General features: G+C 72.3%; 14 protein-coding genes. 6 read left to right on the top strand and 8 right to left on the bottom strand.

Translation table 11 applies throughout. The annotated features are described in order from the left end of the window. Positions 1-88: 88 nt before the first annotated feature. Entirely contained in the window at positions 89-4,195 is a 4,107-nt protein-coding gene (locus ACFVW6_RS24915) for an AAA domain-containing protein (RefSeq protein WP_378825545.1), read from the top strand. A 48-nt stretch (positions 4,196-4,243) separates the two neighbouring features. On the opposite strand, the gene ACFVW6_RS24920 is transcribed toward ACFVW6_RS24915, so the two are convergent. Genes ACFVW6_RS24920 through ACFVW6_RS24935 form a run of 4 tightly spaced genes read right to left on the bottom strand, consistent with a single transcriptional unit; the run spans position 4,244 to position 7,278 of the window. Beyond that, a complete protein-coding gene (locus ACFVW6_RS24920) occupies positions 4,244-4,948 on the bottom strand; it encodes an ESX secretion-associated protein EspG (RefSeq protein ID WP_378823201.1) in 705 nt (234 codons plus the stop codon). Then, positions 4,945-6,273, bottom strand: coding sequence for a WXG100 family type VII secretion target (locus ACFVW6_RS24925; protein ID WP_378823199.1), 1,329 nt, complete (start codon positions 6,271-6,273; stop codon positions 4,945-4,947). The genes ACFVW6_RS24920 and ACFVW6_RS24925 overlap by 4 nt, the downstream gene beginning before the upstream one ends. Next, complete coding sequence (locus ACFVW6_RS24930; protein ID WP_378823197.1) at positions 6,266-6,655, bottom strand: hypothetical protein; 390 nt, start codon at positions 6,653-6,655, stop codon at positions 6,266-6,268. The genes ACFVW6_RS24925 and ACFVW6_RS24930 overlap by 8 nt, the downstream gene beginning before the upstream one ends. 17 nt (positions 6,656-6,672) lie before the next feature. Then, the gene (locus ACFVW6_RS24935) at positions 6,673-7,278 is read right to left on the bottom strand and encodes an alpha/beta hydrolase (RefSeq protein WP_378823195.1); all 606 of its coding nucleotides are present in this window, start codon (positions 7,276-7,278) and stop codon (positions 6,673-6,675) included. Between the two features lie 167 nt (positions 7,279-7,445). Here ACFVW6_RS24935 and ACFVW6_RS24940 point away from each other — a divergent pair, with 167 nt between their 5' ends. Further along, positions 7,446-8,357, top strand: a complete 912-nt coding sequence (locus ACFVW6_RS24940) for an SMP-30/gluconolactonase/LRE family protein (RefSeq protein WP_378823193.1) — start codon at positions 7,446-7,448, stop codon at positions 8,355-8,357. Between the two features lie 54 nt (positions 8,358-8,411). Here the strand turns inward: ACFVW6_RS24940 and ACFVW6_RS24945 are convergent, their stop codons facing one another. Beyond that, positions 8,412-9,245, bottom strand: coding sequence for a hypothetical protein (locus ACFVW6_RS24945; protein WP_378823191.1), 834 nt, complete (start codon positions 9,243-9,245; stop codon positions 8,412-8,414). Between the two features lie 197 nt (positions 9,246-9,442). Between ACFVW6_RS24945 and ACFVW6_RS24950 the strand changes: the two genes are divergently transcribed. Both ACFVW6_RS24950 and ACFVW6_RS24955 read left to right on the top strand, forming a co-directional pair. Then, positions 9,443-10,615, top strand: coding sequence for an acyl-CoA dehydrogenase family protein (locus tag ACFVW6_RS24950; protein ID WP_378823189.1), 1,173 nt, complete (start codon positions 9,443-9,445; stop codon positions 10,613-10,615). 9 nt (positions 10,616-10,624) lie between these two features. Continuing rightward, the gene (locus ACFVW6_RS24955; RefSeq protein ID WP_378823187.1) at positions 10,625-11,752 is read left to right on the top strand and encodes an acyl-CoA dehydrogenase family protein; all 1,128 of its coding nucleotides are present in this window, start codon (positions 10,625-10,627) and stop codon (positions 11,750-11,752) included. Positions 11,753-11,803: 51 nt separating this feature from the next. On the opposite strand, the gene ACFVW6_RS24960 is transcribed toward ACFVW6_RS24955, so the two are convergent. After that, positions 11,804-12,409, bottom strand: a complete 606-nt coding sequence (locus ACFVW6_RS24960) for a hypothetical protein (RefSeq protein WP_378823185.1) — start codon at positions 12,407-12,409, stop codon at positions 11,804-11,806. A 252-nt stretch (positions 12,410-12,661) separates the two neighbouring features. Between ACFVW6_RS24960 and ACFVW6_RS24965 the strand changes: the two genes are divergently transcribed. Both ACFVW6_RS24965 and ACFVW6_RS24970 read left to right on the top strand, forming a co-directional pair. Further along, positions 12,662-12,949, top strand: a complete 288-nt coding sequence (locus ACFVW6_RS24965) for a hypothetical protein (protein WP_365007532.1) — start codon at positions 12,662-12,664, stop codon at positions 12,947-12,949. A gap of 384 nt (positions 12,950-13,333) precedes the next feature. Next, entirely contained in the window at positions 13,334-13,840 is a 507-nt protein-coding gene (locus ACFVW6_RS24970) for a GNAT family N-acetyltransferase (protein WP_378823183.1), read from the top strand. A 124-nt stretch (positions 13,841-13,964) separates the two neighbouring features. Here ACFVW6_RS24970 and ACFVW6_RS24975 read toward each other — a convergent pair whose 3' ends face one another. Both ACFVW6_RS24975 and ACFVW6_RS24980 read right to left on the bottom strand, forming a co-directional pair. Next, complete coding sequence (locus ACFVW6_RS24975; RefSeq protein WP_378823181.1) at positions 13,965-16,289, bottom strand: protein kinase; 2,325 nt, start codon at positions 16,287-16,289, stop codon at positions 13,965-13,967. Then, a complete protein-coding gene (locus ACFVW6_RS24980; protein ID WP_378823179.1) occupies positions 16,265-18,094 on the bottom strand; it encodes a serine/threonine protein kinase in 1,830 nt (609 codons plus the stop codon). Before ACFVW6_RS24980 ends, ACFVW6_RS24975 begins: the two co-directional genes overlap by 25 nt. Positions 18,095-18,143: the final 49 nt, after the last annotated feature.

Consider the following 18,143-nt stretch of genomic DNA (forward strand, 5'->3'; position numbering starts at 1 on the left):
GTCCGCGGGTAGCGCCCTGGTCGCCCGCGGCGCTGGTTAAGGTGTTTGCCGTCGGGTGTGCGTGAACACAGGAGGGCCGCGGTTGTTCGTGTCCGGTGATCGGGTGATCGGTGCCGTCGGCGATCTCGTGCGCGCGGCGGACTGTGAGTTCGCGCTGCTTCGCGCCCTCGACGCGGCCATCGGCAACCTCCCCGGCACGCCGGACGCCGCGGTCCCCGTCGTCCGTGCCGCCGAGGTGGCGCCGGAGTTGCTGCGGCACTTCGGCGACGCCCTGATCCGCGTCCCGTCGCCCGAACTCCCCGGCGCCACTCCCGCCGCCCGGATCGCCGCACTCACCGCCGCCGCCGAGCGGACCACGGCGGCCCTGCGCGACGGGGCCGCCGCCATCCTCGGCGCGGTCTTCTTCGACGGCCGCTTCGCCTGCGGCGCCGACCTGCTGGTCCGCGATCCGGGCACCGGGCACTACACGCAGCACATCGCCGTCGGGTCCGCGACGGTGGGCCTGTCCGCGTCGTCGGGGGCCGGAGCGGTGGGCCTGTCCGCATCGTCGGGGTCCGGAGCGGTCGGCCTGCCCGTGTCGCCGCAGGCCGCAGCGGTCGATCTGCCCGCATCGTTGGGGGCCGGTCGGGGGCCGGGCGTTGTCGTCGAGTCCGGTGATCGCGCCACGAGTGGGTTCGTGGGGCCGGAGCCGGGCGAGTTCGCGGCATGTCGTGGGGGCCCGGTGACGCCGGGTGTCCCTGTCGGCCTTGCGGAGTCGGCTGAGTACGGCGAGGCGGCACCGGAGTCCGGTCCGGTCGTTGTCGATCACGAGGCGTCGGCCGAGCTCGATGGCGCGTCGGTGGATTCCGGGGCGACGGTGGGCGCTGCCGCGCCGGTCTCTGTGCCCACGGAGGACTTCCGTGCGTTGCGGCGCGAGTTGGCCGCGGGGCGTACGCCCTTCGAACGGGCGACGGCGTCGGTCGGGACGGCCGAGGTCGACGGTGCGCGGGCGGTGTTGCGGGCGCGGCTCGCGTTCGCGGCGTGCGGTGCCGCGCTCGCCGGGGCGGGCGTCGGCGTCGACCCGTCGGCGTACCTGTGGACCGAGGCGGGTGCCCGGCGGATGCGAACCGACGAGCTGGCGCGGGTGTATCCGGCTCGGCGGGCGCGGGTGGAGCGGATCGTCGAGGAGAAGCTGACCGAACTGCTGCCGGTGCAGTGGGGCGACCCCCGCTACCTCGCGTGCGGACGCTGCGCGACCTGCCGGGTCGCCGCGTCCACCGCCCGGGACCTGTTGCTGGTGGCGGGAATCCGCCCCACCCAGCGGGCCCGGCTCCGCGAGGCGGGTGTGCTCACGATCGACCGCCTCGCCACCACGACCACGCCGATCACCGGCCTCGCCCCCCGCACCGTGACCGCCCTGCGCCGCCAGGCCGAGATCCAGCTGGAGCGTGAGCGCACCGGCGAACCCACCTTCGCCCTCCGCGACGTCGCCGCCCTGGGCGCCCTCCCCGCCCCCGGCCACGGCGATCTCGCACTGATCGTCGACCTGGACCAGCACGGCACCGTCACCGCCGTAGAACTGTCCGACGCGCGCTCCGTCGTCTACCGCAGCGTGGTCACCGACCCGCCCGCGGCGGCGTTCGGCCGATGTGTGCCCGCCGCACCGTTCATCGCACGCGGAATCTCCGACACGGCATCCGGTGATTACCCGACCGCCACGCCGACCGCTGGGCCCGGGTTCTCCGGCGACCCGTCCGCGACGAGCGGCGGTCCCGGCCACACCCCTACCGACCTGTCCGCACCGCATCGGCCGACGGTGGAGCGCGCCGAGGTGACAAGCGCAGGGCACGCCACCGGCGCCGTGCCGACCGCGCGGCCCGGGACCGCGGCCGACGTGGCCGACCCGAGCTACGGTGCCCGCCAAGCGGTTACCGGTCTGCACGCAGCGCACCGACCGATCGGTGACCGTGCCGAGGTGGCATCCGCCGCCACCGGCCCCTCGGCCGCCGACGTCCTCGACGAACTGCTCGACATCATCGGCGAGCACCGCGCGGTCGACCCGGATGTGCGCGTGTACCACTACGGTTCGGCAGTCCGGACCGCGCTGCTGGACTGGGCCGGTCGGCTCGGCGTCGGCGCCGACCTGCTCGACGAACTGCTGGCCGACGGCGCGCTGTTCGACCTCGCGCCCATCGTGCGCACCGCCCTGCTGATCGGCGAACAGTCCTATGACATCGCGGGTCTGGCCGGATTGTTCCCGGCCGTGGAGAGCCGGGCCACGACCGTGCTCGCCCTGCGGGATTGGCTGCTGGCCCGCGCCGACGACGCCGGGGTGGCGGTGCCGGGGACCCGTTTCGCGGTCGCGGAGGCCGACGTCCCGCCGTCCTTGCGGCCGGGTTCGCTCGAGGCGGCGCTCACCGAATTCGCGGCGGCCGCCGACGGCGACGCCGCCCGCGCGGCGGCGCTGACCGCCGCGATCCTCGGCTACCACCGTCGGGAACGTCAGCCGCGCTGGTGGGCTCACATCGACCGGCTCGGCCACCCCGTCGGCGAATGGGCCGACGCGCCGGGCGTGCTCGTCGCGGAGTGGGGCACCGTCGACACCAAATGGCATCGCACCCCGCTGCTTCCGACGATGCGGCGCTACTTGACCCTCACCGGCAGGCTCGGCACCGGCGCGACGCTCACCCCCGGCACCCAGATGGTCACCATCTACGACGGCGCCGCCGCGGCGGGCATGACCCAGACCCTCGGCCGCCGCGCCACCGCCACGGCCACCGTCCTCGGCTGCGCCGTCGACGCGAACTTCGACGACACCGTCCGGCTCGAGGAACTGCTGCCCGCGGGCTGCCCGCCCTACGACGACCTGCCCGCGGCCATCGCCCCCGGCCCGCCCGACGGCGAGGCCGAAATCGAAGCGGCCCTGGAATTCACGGCGCAGGACCTGCTCGTGACCCTGCCCGAGGTGCCCGAGAACGCCGTCTACGACCTGCTGCTGCGCCGCGCGCCCCGCCTGCGCGACGGGCTGGACCTGCCGCAGGTGCACGGCGATATCGCCGCCGCCCTGGCGAGCGCGGTCGGCGCGCTGGACGCCTCCTATCTGGCCGTGCACGGCCCGCCCGGCACCGGCAAGACCGGCATCACCGGTCGCGCGATCGAACGGCTGGTCACCCGGCACCGGTGGCGGATCGGGGTGGTCGCGCAGTCGCACGCGGTGATCGAGCGGATCTTCGACGCCGTCGTCGAGGCCGGGCTGCTGCCCGAGCTGGTGGCCAAGAAGGATGTCGCCTCGGTCGGCCCGGAATGGTCGGCGATCGATGCCGAGCGGTACCCGCGCTTCCTCGACAACGCGGTCAATGGGTGCGTGATCGGCGGCACCACCGCCGATTTCGTCGACGAGACGCTGATCGCGCCCGGCGCCCTCGACCTGCTGGTGATCGCCGACGCGGGCGCGAGCTCGCTGGCCGACACCGTCGCCGTGGCGGTGAGCGCGCGCAATCTGCTGCTGATCGGTGATCCGGTGCCCGCGCGGGCGCTGGCCGCGCATCCGGAACCGGTGCAGGTCTCGGCGCTGGAGTGGCTGTGCGAGGGCGCGGCCACCCTGCCCGCCGAGCGCGGCTACTTCCTCGACCGCACCTGGCGGATGCATCCCGCGGTGTGCGAGCCGGTGTCGGCGAGCTGCTACGCGGGCAGGCTGCGGGCCAGCGAGACCATCACCCTGGCCCGGGATCTGGCAGGCATCGCGCCGGGCGTGAGCACCGTGCTCGTCGACCATCGCGGCAGCGCCACCGAATCCGACGCCGAGGCGCGCGAGGTGGTGCGCCGGGTGCGCGCCCTGCTCGGCGAGACCTGGACCTCGGGCGGGCGCGCCCGCAAGCTGCATCCGCACGACGTGTTCGTCGTCGCGCCCTACGCGGCGCAGGTGGCGCGCATCCGAACCCTGCTGGCGCGCGCCAAGATCGAGGACGTCCTCGTCGGCACCCCCGACCGGTTCCGTGGCCGGGAAGCCGCCGTCGTCCTGCTCTCGATGACCACCTCCACCCCCGCCGACGCACCCTTCGGCATGCGAGCGCTGCTGTCGCGCACCGTGATCCACGCGACGCTGTGCCGCGCGATGTGGAAGGCCATCGTCATCCGCTCCCCGCTGCTCACCGAGTACCTCCCCGACAGCCAGGAAGAGCTGACGGCGCTCGCCGAATTCCTCCGTCTGGACTGAGCGCGGCGTGACCGGCCGATCCGCGCGCGGCCGCTCGCGGCGACCGACCTACGCGTTGCGCAGCAGCCTGCGCAGCCAGTCGGCGGCGAGTTCCGGAGTGACGGGGGCGATGTCGACCCGGTGGGCGGTGTGCACCAGGTAGCGGCCGTCGCCGGTGACATCGATCCAGGACAGCACGCCCGACGGGGTGCGATCGTCACCCGCGGCCACCAGGATCTGCCCGATGCCCTCGCGGGGGCGTTGCAGCAACCTGCGGACGCGGGCCGCGTCGGAGGGACCGGCGACGGGGGCGGTGACCAGGTCGCGGCTGTCCTCGACCACGCGGGCGGTGAGGGCAGACAGCGGCGGGCCGGTGCCGGTCTTGCCGACGGGCATCCGCGCGAACACCTGGGCGGCGAACCGCCGCGTGCTGCCGACCTGGACATGGACCGAGCCGCCCCGGTCCTCGGTGCGGCCCGGTTCCTGCACGGCCAGCACCGCCACGTCGTGGGTGACGGCTCCGAGCATCCGGACCGGCGCGACGGCCCGGCCGCACACCTCGACGCGGATCTCCGGCTCGGCCAGCACCCGCAGCGCCGCCGACAGATCGGCGTCGAGGGTGCGCGCGCACCAGGCGTCGAGGGCGGGCTGGGCGGCGTCGCGTTCGGCGGTGTCGCGGGCCGAGGCGCGCACGGCGAGCGGATAGGGGATCCGGTCGCCGTCGGTGCGCGCCCAGGCCAGCGCGAACTGATCCGGCGTGAGGTGCCAGTTCACCCCCGCTCGGTCCACTCACCGAGCACGGCGGGACTGGTCGGCTCCATCTTGCCGATCAGCGCGTTCACTTCGTCGGCGGGCTCGAGGTAGGTCGGTTCCTCGTCGAGGAACCGCAGGAACTCGTCGTCGTCCTCCTCGTCGTCGGCCTGCGGCACCGGCGGCCGCTGACCGTTCGGCGGCCGGGTCGTGTCGGAGGCGACCATGGCGCCGCCGAGCAGGCCACCCATGGCGCCCGCGGTCATGCCCGCCGTCGCGTCGCCACTCGCCGCGACGGCGTCCTGGCGGCTCTCGGTGGACGCCGAGGCGGTGTCGGTGCTCGCGGCGAGGGTGGCGTCCTCGTCCGGTGTCGGGCCGTCGTGCGTTGCCGCGGTGGACGTCTCGTCGTCCGGCCGGCCGGCGGGCCTGCGCCGGACGCGCGGGTCGGCCGAGGGCAGGTATCCGGCCGGTGTCACCGGCGCGGCGGACGACGGGCCGCCCGGCACGGCGTTCGCGGCGCCGACGGTCGCCGGTGCCACGGGCGCGCCCTGGGCGCCCGCCGCGGTGGTTGTCGTCGTGGCCGTTCCGGCCGCGACGGTCTGCGCGCCGCTGCCGCCACCCGTGTGCACGAAGGCCGTGGTGGTCCCGTTCCCGCCGCCCGCACCGGCGGTCGTCGCGTCGGACACGGCCGGGTCGGTCGTGGCCGCGCCTGCCGAGACGACGGGCACGGCGGCGGACGGCACACCGGCGACGCCGTTCGACGCGACAGCGGGATCGGCGGCCCCCGGCTCCGTGGTGATCTCGGGGAAGGACGGCACGCCCGACCCGGTCGGCACGAAGGCGCCCCCGTAGATCGTCTCCATCGCCCGCACCGCGTCGAGCCGGGCGTTCTCGGCCCGTCGCACGATCGCGGCATTGTCGGTGGCCTGCTGCGAATCCAGCAGCGCGGCCGCCGGATCCGGCTGGGCGCCATCGGGTTCGGTGACGGCGGCGCGCACCGATTCGGCGGCGTCGCCCGCCTGACCGAGCCGGACGCCCACCGCGGTCAGCACATCGGCGATCCGCCTGCCCGCCTGCTCGAAGTCGCGCACCGCGTCGATCGCCCGCTGCGCGGCGCTGCCGCGCCAGCCGTCGGCGATGGCGGCGCCGATCTCGCCGTGCGCGTTCTCGACCTCGTCACCGAGCGCGGTCGAGGTGGTCAGGAACAGCTCGCCCGCGGCGGACAGCGCCGCCGGATCGAGTTGCCGGACGGCCTGATGGATCTCGGCGTGCGAGAGGTTGTCGAACACCTCGACGACGGCGGCGTAGTCGGGATCGGTGCCGGGCACGCGGCCGGAGATGCTACGCATGCTCGGTCTCCTGCTTCGCGATGGACGCGGCCAGCGCCTGATCGCTGTCCTGATAGGCCGTGCCCGCGGCCCGGAAGACCGCCGCCAGCGCCCGTGCGGTGCTCGCGTAGGCCCGCAGCTGGGTGAGCGCGTCGGCGGCCTTGCCCTCGAATCCGGTGCGCAGCGCGGCGCCCGAGGGCAGCCCGCCGAAACCGGGGATCACCTCGGCCCCGCCGAGGACGAGCAGCTGGGCGTCCACCGCGTCGGCCAGGCGCTCGTAGCGCTGGGCGCAGCGTTCCGGCGCGCCGTCGGCGACCAGCAGGCCGTCGATCCACAGTCCGCCCTCGTCCACGGCCTGGCCGAGTGCCGCCGTATCCGGCAGCCCTGTTCGATTCGGTTGCACTGTTCCCCCTTCGTCGTTCATCGCGCCGTGGCGAGTACCCACTGCGCGATATCGGCCGCCACGCGCTGCTGCACCGGTTCGTGCAACAGGTCGTGTCCCGCGTCGGCGTACTCGCGCAAATCTACCGATCCGTGCCGTGCTGTCCATAGCCGGATCGCATCGATCGGCGCCCGCCGGTCGTCGGCGCCGTGCACCGCCAGCACCCGCAGACGCGGGTCCGGCGCGATCTCGGTGGCCCGGCGCGGCGTCCCGCAGACGACCAGCCCGGCCAGCTCTCCGGGACGCTCGGCGGCGACGGTGAGCGCGGTGATCGCGCCCAGCGAATGGCCCATCAGCACCGGCGCCGCGCCGCCCGCCGCGGCGACCTCGGCGAGCAGCCCACCGGCGTCGGCGGCCAGCTCGGCGACGGTGCCCGGCGCGGCCGGATCGCCTTCGCTCAGGCCCTGACCGGCGGTGTCCAGCGTCCACAGCTCGATCCCGGTGGGGCGCAGCAGATCGGCGAAGCGGTGGTAGTGCCCGCTGTGCTGGCCGGTGCCCGGCAGCAGCACCAGCGTCGCGGCGACACCCGGCACCGGCCACCGCCGGTAGTGCAGGCGGCCACGGGCGCTGTCGAAGTAGGGCATCGACCGATTATGACCGCCGAGCGAATTGTCGTGCGCGACAGGATCAGTGCGTTCCGGCCCGCGTTGTGCACGATGCGTGGTATCGGTGCGGTGTGGACACCCCACTACCCGTTGGTAGCCGTTAGACTTTCGCGCGTCGAACTGCGTCCACAGAGTCGAGGTCTGCCATGTCGTTCCGTCGTTGCGTCGCCCACGTCGTCGTCGGCGCCGCCGTCGTGACCACCGCCTCGCTCGGCACGGGCACCGCGGGCGCGGCGCCGATCGCCGAGTGCGGCCGGGCCAGCCAGGACGTCGCGATCCGCTCGAGCGTGCCGCTGCTGGACTGGTCGGAGAACTTCGGGCTCGACAGCGACGGGAACCTGTGGGTCGCCCGGGTCATGCGCGGCGAGGTGCAGCGCTACGACCGCGAGGGCAGACTGACCGCCACCGTCGCGGTGCCTGCGCCCGGCGCGGTTCGGCTCGGCCCCGACGGGCTGCTCTACGTCGTCACCGGGAACTCGCCGCTGTCCGGCACCGGCGGGATCGTCCGCTTCGATCCCGCGGCCACCGCGCCGGTGCCCGCCACCTTCGCCACCGGCTTCACCCAGCCCAACGGCGCCGCCTTCGACACCGACGGCAATCTCTACGTCACCGCGGGCAACGGCGTGCACCGCCTGCGCCGCGACGGCAGCGAGGACATGGACTGGTGGTCCGCGGTCAAGGTCGACGGGCCCAACGGCATTGTCGTCGCCGGTGATTCGGTCTACGTCACCGCCAACTTCGTCGCCACCGGCGGCACGCCGGTCGGCCGGGTGCTGCGGCTGTCGCGCTCGAATCCCGCCGACAGCGTCACCGTCGCCGACCTGACCTCCTTCGGCACCCTGCCCGATTTCGTCGACGACCTGGTCGTGCGCGACGGCGCCCTCTACGTCACCACCCTGGCCGGACACCTCGTCCGCGTCGATCCCAAGACCGGCGCCTCCTGCACCGTCGTCGCGACGCAACCACTCACCGCGGTCGTCGCCGACCCCGCCGATTCGACCGCGTTGCTGGCCGGCTCCGAGGAAGGCACCGTGCTGCGCATCCGCCCGGTCGGCTAGGCGACACCGACAGCCTCCGGGGCCCGAGGCGTTGCTGCGGGTTCGTCGCGCGGATCAGCCGCCGACAGTGAGCGCCGACGGCGGGTTCTGCGGCGCGGGGGCCGGTGTGGTGCGCGGTGCCTCGGCGGGCGCGGGAGCCGGTGCGGGAGCGGGGGTCTCCGGGGCGGGCGCCTGCGAGCGCGGCGCGCCCGAGGACTCACCCGAGCCGGGGCTGGTGGCCTGCGGTTCGGGAGCGGGCGGCGCGGCGGGCGCCTCGGTGGCCTGGACCGGCAGATCCGGGACGACGAACGTGCCGACGGTCGGCGTCATCACGCAGCGCGCGCCCGGGTAGTCGATGGTGCCCCACATCGACGCGATCACGGTGCCCGCGCCGCTGTGCACCGTCTTCGACAGCGACGGCAGCTGGAACTCGGTGAGATCGTCGAGCGGGACGATGCCGCTCTGGCCGGTGTTCACGTTCACCCAGGCCACGCTCAGGCCCGAGGCCAGCGCGAAGCCGGTGTGCCGCGGGCTGGCGCTGAACCGGATGTCGCCGGGGGCCATGCTGGTCTCGGTGCGCGGGCCGGGGCCCTCGAAGGTGGCGGCGGCGATGATCGTGGTGATCGGGCCGTTGCTGCCGCAGCCGAAGGTCGGCGCCGCGTAGGTGAAGGGGATGAACTGGGCCGAGATGTCGCGCAGCCGGTCGGCGCCGACGATCTTGGTGAAGCTGTCCAGCGCGCCGACGCCCGCCTTGGCGGAGTCGTCCGTCCCGGCGATCTCGGACAGGTGGCCGATGCCTTCGTCGAGCGGGGTGGGGTTCGCACTCGCGGGTGTGGCCAGCAGTGCCAGCGCGCCGATGCTCGCCGCGGTGACCGCCGCTGCCCTGCCTGCGATGGTTCTGCCGTTCACCCGTGACTCCTTGGGATGCTCGAGTCCGGTTCCCCGGCTCGTCTGGCAACGTACCAGGTCGGCGGTGGGGTCGCCGAGCCACCGGCGGGGCGCGGCGCCACGGGGGCTGAGCACGGGTGGGTGTGATGTAGTCGACACTGGCGTTTACTCGGGGGTAAGTTTTTCTCGACGGCTACCAACCACGCTGGGAGACCCGGATGAAGTTAGCCCTTTCCTCTGACGAGGTCGCCTTCCGCGACGAGCTCCGGCATTTCTACAAGACCGAGATTCCGGTCGAGATCCGTGACCGCGTCAAATACGGCCACGAGCTGTCCCGCGACGACATCGTCACCGCCAACAAGATCCTCAATGACCATGGTCTGGCCGTGCCGAACTGGCCGGTGGCCTGGGGCGGCAAGGACTGGACGCCGATGCAGCGCCACCTGTGGCTCGACGAGATGCAGCTGGCCTCGGTGCCAGAGCCGCTCACCTTCAACGCCTCGATGGTCGGCCCGGTGATCGCCCAGTTCGGCTCCGAGGAACTCAAGCAGCGCTTCCTGCCGCCGACCGCCGCGCTCGACATCTGGTGGTGCCAGGGCTTCTCCGAGCCCGACGCCGGATCCGACCTGGCCTCGCTGCGCACCACCGCGGTCCGTGACGGCGATTCCTACATCGTCAACGGCCAGAAGATCTGGACCACGCTCGGTCAGTACGCCGACTGGATCTTCTGCCTGGTACGCACCGACCCGAACGCGCCCAAGAAGCAGGCGGGCATCTCCTTCCTGCTCTTCGACGTGAAGTCGCCAGGTGTCACCATGCGCCCGATCAAGCTGATCGACGGCAGCTACGAGGTGAACGAGGTCTTCTTCGAGAACGTCCGGGTGCCCGCCGATCAGCTGGTCGGCGAGGAGAACCAGGGCTGGACCTATGCCAAGTTCCTGCTCGGCAACGAGCGCACCAGCATCACCGGCGTCGGCAAGACCAAGGTCAAGATCGGGCTCGCGAAAGACTATGCGCGCCAGACCAGGACCGGCCACGGCACGCTGCTGGAGGACCCGGTGTTCGCGGCTCGCGTCGCCGAGCTGGAGAACGAGCTGCTCGCCCTGGAACTCACCCAGCTGCGGGTGGTGTCCAATTCCGCCGACGGCAAGCCGAACCCGGCCTCCTCGGTGCTGAAGCTGCGCGGTTCCGAGCTCCAGCAGGCGGCCACCGAACTGTTGCTCGACATCGCCGGCGCCGACGCGCTGCCGGTCGACGCCGACGGCATCGCCTCGCCCGCCTGGGCCCAGCACACCGGGCCCGGCTATCTGAACTACCGCAAGGTCACCATCTATGGAGGCTCGAGCGAGGTCCAGCGCTCGATCGTGTCCTCCACGATCCTCGGATTGTGAGGCGCTGACATGGATCTCGAACTCACCGAAGAACAGACGATGCTGCGCGACACCGTGCGTGAGCTGCTGCACCGGTTCTACGACGGGGAAGCGCTGGCCAAGGCGGGCGAGACCGACCCCGGCTGGAACCGCACGGTGTGGAAGCAGCTCGCCGATCTGGGCGTGCTCGGCCTGACCATCGACGAGGACGACGGCGGCGTCGGCGCCACCCCCGTCGAGGCGATGCTGGTGCAGGAGGAGCTCGGTCGCGCGCTCGCCCCTGAGCCGGTGCTCGACGCGGTGGTGATCCCGGCCGAGCTGCTGAAGCTGACCGGCAGCGCCGAGCAGCGCGCCCGGCTGCTGCCTGCGCTGGCCGCGGGCGAGCGACTGCTGGCCTTCGCACACGCCGAGCCCGGACAGCGCTGGCCGTCGACCGAGATCACCACGGCCGCCACCGCACAGGGCGACGGGTACACGCTGACCGGCGTCAAGAACCCGGTGCTGCGCGGCGATGTCGCCGACGAGCTGATCGTCAGCGCGGTGCTGCCCGGCGGCGGCACCGGCCTGCTCCTGGTCGACCCGGCCGGGACCGGGGTGACCAAGCGCGCCTACCGGACCTTCGACGGCAGGCGCGGCGCCCAGTTCGACTTCGACGGCGCCGCCGGGGAACTGCTGGGCGACACCGTCGACGCGGCCGAGCAGATCGCGCTGGTGCAGGGCTACGCGCAGGCGGCGCTGTGCGCGGAGTCGGTCGGGGCGATGGAGATCGCGCTGGCCCTGACCACCGATTACCTCAAGACCCGCAAGCAGTTCGGCGTCACGCTGTCGAAGTTCCAGACGCTGACCCAGCGGGCCGCGGACTGCTACGTCTCCCTCGAGCTGGCCCGCAGCATGAGCTTGTTCGCGACGGCGGCGCTGGCCGACGGCGGCAACGATCCGGTGGTGGCGTCGCGGGCGCGGTTGCAGGTCGGCAAGTCGGCCGAGCACATCGGGCAGGAGGCGATCCAGATGCACGGCGGCATCGGCGTCACTGCGGAATATCCGGTGAGCCACTACGTCGCCCGGCTCACCGCGATCGGGCAGACGCTCGGCGGGGCGCTGGAGCACCGGCGGATTCTGGCCGACCGGGTCGGCAGCTACGACCTGCCGGAGCTGTAGCGCGACGATGCCGACGGTGCGTGCCCCGCTGGGGTGCGCACCGTCGCCGTGTCAGCGCTCGTCGTCGGTCGTGGTCGGGGCGACGGTGGTGGTCTCCGCCTCGGCGGTGGCCGCCGGTGTGGGGGTGGCCGGGGTGATCGGCGCGGTGGTGGTGTTGTCGTGGGAATGCGTCGTCGGGTAGTCCGTCTCGGCGGCTTCCTCGTCGTCGACCGTCGGCCGGATCCGCGGCGGGGTGGTGAGGGTCGGGATCGGCCGGGTGGTGGTGCTGCGCGGCGTGGTCGTGTGATCCTCGGCGGTGGTCGCGGGCGGGCGGGATTCGGTCGTCGGATCCGCCGGCCTGGACTCGCTGGTCGGCTCGCCCTCGGCGGGCGTCTCCGACGGCGAGGTCTCGGTGGAACTGAGGCTGAACGGTTTCCGCGGCGACATGTAGGGGGCGATGCGCCAGCTGGGGGAGGGCGGGATCGAGATCCGGGTCGTCGTGGACGTGGTCTCCTCGGCGATCCTGGCCGGCGCGGCGGCCAGATCGGCGTTCAGCGGCGGCGGCGGAACGTAGACATCCTGCTGTCCGACACCGCAGGCACCGATGATGATCAGTCCGAGCGATACCGCGCCGACAGCGATTGCCGGACCTACGAGCTTGGTCCTGCTGTCATCCATCGCGTGCACTCCTCGTCGGCTTCGAGTCGCCTCACAGTAGTGCAGGTCGGGGCAAACAGCCTATCTTAAACACTATTGATTCAGATATCGGATTGATTTCTTCAGCGTGTCGCGGGGACGTGTCGCGCGCGATCGGCGTCGCCGAGTCGTAGCGTGTGTGAGCAAAGTTACGCATGAGACGCCCGGAACGAACCCCGACGCGCGAGGTCTGCGCGAAGCAAGAATCTGATCGGCGTCATCGAGGAGAATCTGATGGGAGCTTACTCGACACCCCGGCTGGAAACCGCGGCGGCGAACGGTGATTCGGCCGCCGTGGCAAATGTTCAGCACGCACTGTCGAACCCACCGGGCAATCGCGCTTTCGCGGTCGTCGCCCGGGTCTTGGGCTGGTTGTTCTTCGTCGGCGGCCTCGTCGGCGCCGGGCTCGGCATCGCCGGCCTGCACGTGGAGATCACCGTCGCGGGCCTGATCCTGGCCTGCACCGCGGGGCTCATCCTGCTGAAGCTGCGCACCGATCGGGACGCGCGCGAAAAGGACTGAGTAGCGGAAGAATTCAGCTGCGATCGACCCCGCCACGGCCTACCGTCGGCAGGGTGCGTATCGACATCACCGGCGACGCCGCCCACTTCCTGGCCGACGCGGAGAGTTTTCTTCGTCAAGACCCCTTGCGGCATACGGTGATCGCCACCGCCGTCGCCAACGCTCTCGGCGGCCGGGCCGGAACCGCGGCCACTCGATTCCTGATGGTGCGAGAGGACGCGGGTCTGGTCGCCGGTGTCGCCACGACCGCGTTCGGCGGCCGGATCTACCTGGGCGAGTTGCCCGCGCACAGCATTCCAGCCGTGGCCGACGCCTTTCTCGCGGCAGGACCGCCGCCGACCAGCGTCGAAGGTGTGCGCGCCGACGCGGAGGCGTTCGGGGCGCGTGTGGTCGGCAAGAACCGGTGGCGTCAGCGCGGAGTCGTACTCCGCCCGCCTGTTCCGTCTCGGGACGTTGACCGTGCCCGAGGCGGCGGGCAAGCCGCGCCTGGCCACCGTGGACGATCTCCCGGTCTGCCGAGACTTCATCGATGCCTTCTGCGTCGAGATCGGTGAGCCGCGGCCCTTCGACGAGGAGGCCGCGCGACGCCGGATCGACGCCGGATTCTGGTGGCTGTGGGAGCACGAGGGGGTGCCCGCCGCGTTCGTCGCCCGGCAGAGCGAAACCCTCGGCTGGGCCAGGATCGGGCCGGTCTACACGCCTCCGCAACTGCGCGGCAACGGCTTCGCCAGCGCTCTGACCGCCACTGTCTCCCAGGTGGTTCGCGCCGAGGGCACGGACGTCTGCCTGTTCACCGATCTGGCCAACCCGACGTCGAACAAGATCTACCAGGCGATCGGCTACGAACCGGTGCGCGACTTCGTGCACTACACGCTGACTGCGGCGGGCTAGGGCCTGACACTCACCCCGGCGGGCGAGCGCCTGACTCACCCCAGTGGGCGAGGGCCTGCACCGGCCGCGCTCCCGGCGAAACCTGTGCCCACGCCCCAACGCCCGCGAACGTATCGGTGACGGCTCAGGTCAGTGGCGCGGTGTGCCACCACTCCAGCATCTGCGCCTCGTCGGCGATGAACCCCCGGCTGTACATGAGCATCGCGGCGCGCGCCGGGTCGGCGTCGAACCGGGTGACCATGCGCGGGGACCGCGCCTGGCTGCCCTGGAGGACGAAGTTCGTGTAGCTGTGCCCGGTGTGCGTCGCGGCGCGGGCGTCGTTGGCGGGCAGCGACGCGATCGCCTGCTTCGCCTGGTCGGCGGAGGGGTAGAGGAAGAACTCGTAGGTCGCCTTGTTGCCGCCGCCGAAGCAGTGCCACATGACCACCCAGTCGCCCATGTCGGCATCGTCGCTGTCGCGGCTGGCGGTGGTGCGGTCGTAGGCGAAGCAGCCCGCGTTGCCCAGCCCGGAACCGGCGTGCACCAGGTTGTTCGCGCTGGTCTGCGGGAGCATGCGCGGGAACTGGTCGCTGAGCTGCGCGGCGTTCGCGCCGATCACCCTGCGATCGCTGGTCGTCGGTGTCGTGCTCGACGGGCGCTGGGTGACGACGGTGGTGGGCGCGACCGTGGTCGGCGCGATCGACTCGGTCGACTCGACGGGCGGCGCGCCCGACGTCTTGTCCTCGGGACTCCGCAGGACGCCCACGATCATCCAGATCACCAGCCCGAGCAGAACGATCAGCGCGACCCACCCCACCGGTGACGCCTGCCAGCGAGAATCCCGCTTCCGGCCGAGATAGTCGTCGGCCACCTTCGACCGAGCCCCCGCGCCCCGCGACGACCCGCCGTCCCGCGGCCGCTCGGCTGTCCTGCTCGGCGCGCCACCCTGCCACGAACCCTGCGGCATCCCCGCAGCAGGCGATGGTTGCCCACTCGCCCATACCGGCTGCTGGTTACCGGGTGACGAGGAGTGCTGCGCCCCTGGCCATGACTGCTGCGCACCAGGCCACGACGGCTGCTGGAGGCCGGGCGACGACTGCTGCCCGCTCACCCACGCCGGTTGCTGGACGCCGGGCGACGAGGAGTGCTGCGCTCCAGGCCAGGACTGCTGGGGGAGCCCGGGCGAGGAAGCCTGCTGCGCGCCCGGCCAAGCCTGATGGGCTCCGGGCCCTCCCGGGTTCGGGATGCCCGGAGCGGACGGCTGCTGCGCGTCGGTCCATGCGGTCTGGGGGATACCCGGCGAGGACGACTGCTCCACGCCGGGCCAGGACGGCTGCTGGATGCCGGGCGAGGACGGCTGCTGCGCGCCGGGCCATCCCGCCTGCGGAATCCCCGGGGAGGAGGACTGTTGTGCCTCAGGCCAGGTCGGCTGCGGAATCCCCGGCGAGGACGGCTGCCCGCCGCCCGGCCACGACGGATTGCCCAGTCCAGCAGTCGAGTTCGATCCGCCCGTCCCACTCGCGGCGATCGGCAACCCCGGCGCCGGGGTGAACGGCGAGTTCGGCGGATACGTCCTGGTCTGGGCCGAGGCCGGGAACCGCTGTCCCGTACCGGGACCGGCCAGCGCCTGTCCGGCGGCCGCGGCGAATTCGGCGCAGGTGGCGAAACGCTCGTCCGGCCGCTTGGCCATGCCGCGGGCGATCACCGCGTCCAGTGCCGCGGGCAGCTCGGCGCGCAGCGCGCTGGCGCGGGGCGGCGGCTGTTGCAGGTGGCCCTGGATCACCGTGACCGGGTTGCTCGCGTCGAACGGCGTTGTCCCGGTGAGCAGCCGGTACAGGGTGCAGGCCAGCGAGTACTGGTCGGCGCGGCCGTCCAGGGCGATGCCGGAGAGCTGTTCGGGCGAGGCGAACGCCAGGGTGGCGGTGAAGGTGCCGGTCTGGGTGAGCTTGGCGGCGTTGTCGTCGTGCAGGCGCGCGATGCCGAAGTCGGTGAGGTAGACGCGTTCGGTGTCGTCGACCGGTTCGATCAGGATGTTCGCCGGTTTCACGTCGCGGTGCAGCACGCTGCGGCTGTGCGCGAAGTCCAGCGCCGCCGCGGTCTCGGCGACGATGCGCACCGCCCGCGCCGGATCGACCGGGGCGGGCAGCGAGGCCGCGTCGGCGCCGTCGATGTAGCGCATCGAGATCCACAGCTGGTTGTTCTCGACGCCACGGTCGTAGACGGTGACGATGTTCGGATGTTCCAGCTGCGCGACCAGGTCGGCCTCGCGTTCGAACCTGGCCCGGATCTCGGTGTCGTCGAACAGCTCCCGGTTCAGCAGCTTCATCGCGGTGCGCCGGGGCAGGCGCGGATGCCGCGCCAGATACACCGAGCCCATGCCGCCGCGGCCGAGCAACCGCTCGATGGTGTATCCGGCAAAGACGTCGTCCCGGTCGAGCATCGACATCAGTTGAGCGGGGCCGAACGCCACCAGCGCAGCACCTCGTCGGCCTTGCCGTAGCCGTCGGTGAACATCAGGAACTGCGCGCGATCGGGGTCACCGGTGAACTGGGTGATGATCTTGTTCCCGTTGTCGGTGTACTTGTAGTTGGTGTACTGCTTGCCGCCGTTGGTATCCACCGACTTGGTGTTGGTCGGCAGGCCGCTGATCACCGCCTGCACATCGGCGGCCGAGTTGTAGACATAGATCCGGTAGAACGGATCGTTGCCGCCGCTGCCGCCGCCGTCGTAGCAGCGCCACTGCCAGGCCCAGGAGCCGAAATCGGGGTCACCGTCGTTGGGCGATGGCGTGTAGCTGGAATCGGTCTCCCAGCAGGAGGCCCCGTTGTAGCCGATGTCGCCGTCGACGTTCGCCGGCACCATCCGGCCGAACTCGGCGCTGATCGCGTCGGCGTTCGGGGTGACGTGCTTGCCCGCCGACGCGCTGGTCGTCGTGGTGGAGCCGCCGCCCGAATCGTCGCCGCTGACCGCGATACCGATGCCGACCAGCAGCGCGAGCACCACGACCACGGCGACGACGATGCCGACGATCAGGCCGGTGTTCGACTTCGACGGCGGTCGCGGACCCTGCGGGTACTGGGCGAAGTTGTTCGTCGGCGGACGCGGCGGTCCGGGCGGCGTGGGGTACTGCGGCCGGGACTGCTGGGTGTACGGGTGCTGTGTCGCGGCGCCACCGGTCAGCGGCGCGGGCGACTGGTTGGCCATCGGACCGGCCGTCATCGGACCCGCGGTCATCGGACCGGCCGTCATCGGGCCGCCGGTCATCGGGCCCGGCGCCGCGGTGCCCATCGGACCGCCGGTCATCGGGCCCTGTCCGGCAAGCGGATACGGCGATCCGGTCTGCGGGATCGCGCCGCCGGTGGTCGGGCGCGGACCGCCGGTCACCGGGATCGCGCCGCCCGTGGTCGGGCGCGGGCCGACGATCGGCAGCGCGGGCGCGCTCGGGTTGTTGAGCGCGGTGATCGCGGCGTTCGCGAAGTCCGAACAGGAGTCGAAACGGTCGTCGGGCCGCTTGGCCATGGCCTTGGCCAGCACGCTGTCGAGGGCGTAGGACAGGCCGGGCCGCACGCTGCTCAGCGGCGGCGGCGGTTGCTGCAGGTGGCCCTGGATGACCGCGGCCGGATTGGTGGCGGTGAACGGGCCCGACCCGGTGAACAGCCAGAACAGCGTGCAGGCCAGCGAGTACTGGTCGGAGCGGTGGTCCAGCGCGGCGCCGGTCAACTGCTCGGGCGAGGCGTAGGCCAGGGTCGCGGTGAAGGTACCGGTCTGGGTGAGATGACCGGTGTCGTCGCGCAGCCGGGCGATGCCGAAGTCGGTGAGGTAGACCCGTTCGCCGCGGCCCGCGCCCGAGCGGGCGAGCAGGATGTTGGCCGGTTTCACGTCGCGGTGCAGCACGCCCATGCCGTGCGCGTAGTCCAGGGCGTCGGCGGTCTCCTTGACGATCTGCAGCGCGCGGGCGGGCGGCAGGGTCTGCGGGTCCACCGAGGCGGCGTCGATGCCGTCGATGAACTGCATCGAGATCCACAACTGCTCGTCGTCGAGACCGCGGTCGTAGACGGTGACGATGTTCGGGTGATCCAGGCGCGAGACCAGGTCCGCCTCCCGTTCGAACCGCGCCCGCACCTCCTGATCGAAGAACATCTCGCGATTGAGCAACTTCAGTGCCGTCATCCGCGGCAGGCGCGGGTGCTTGGCCAGATAGACCGAACCCATGCCACCCCGGCCGAGCTGCCGTTCGATGACGTAGCCGGCGAAGACATCTCCGTTGGCCAGCATGTCTGCTCCACTTCCCGCCGTGCGCCGGGACCCACCAGCGCACGCGCGT

This window comes from Nocardia sp. NPDC058244, assembly GCF_042882065.1.
Taxonomy (GTDB): domain Bacteria; phylum Actinomycetota; class Actinomycetes; order Mycobacteriales; family Mycobacteriaceae; genus Nocardia.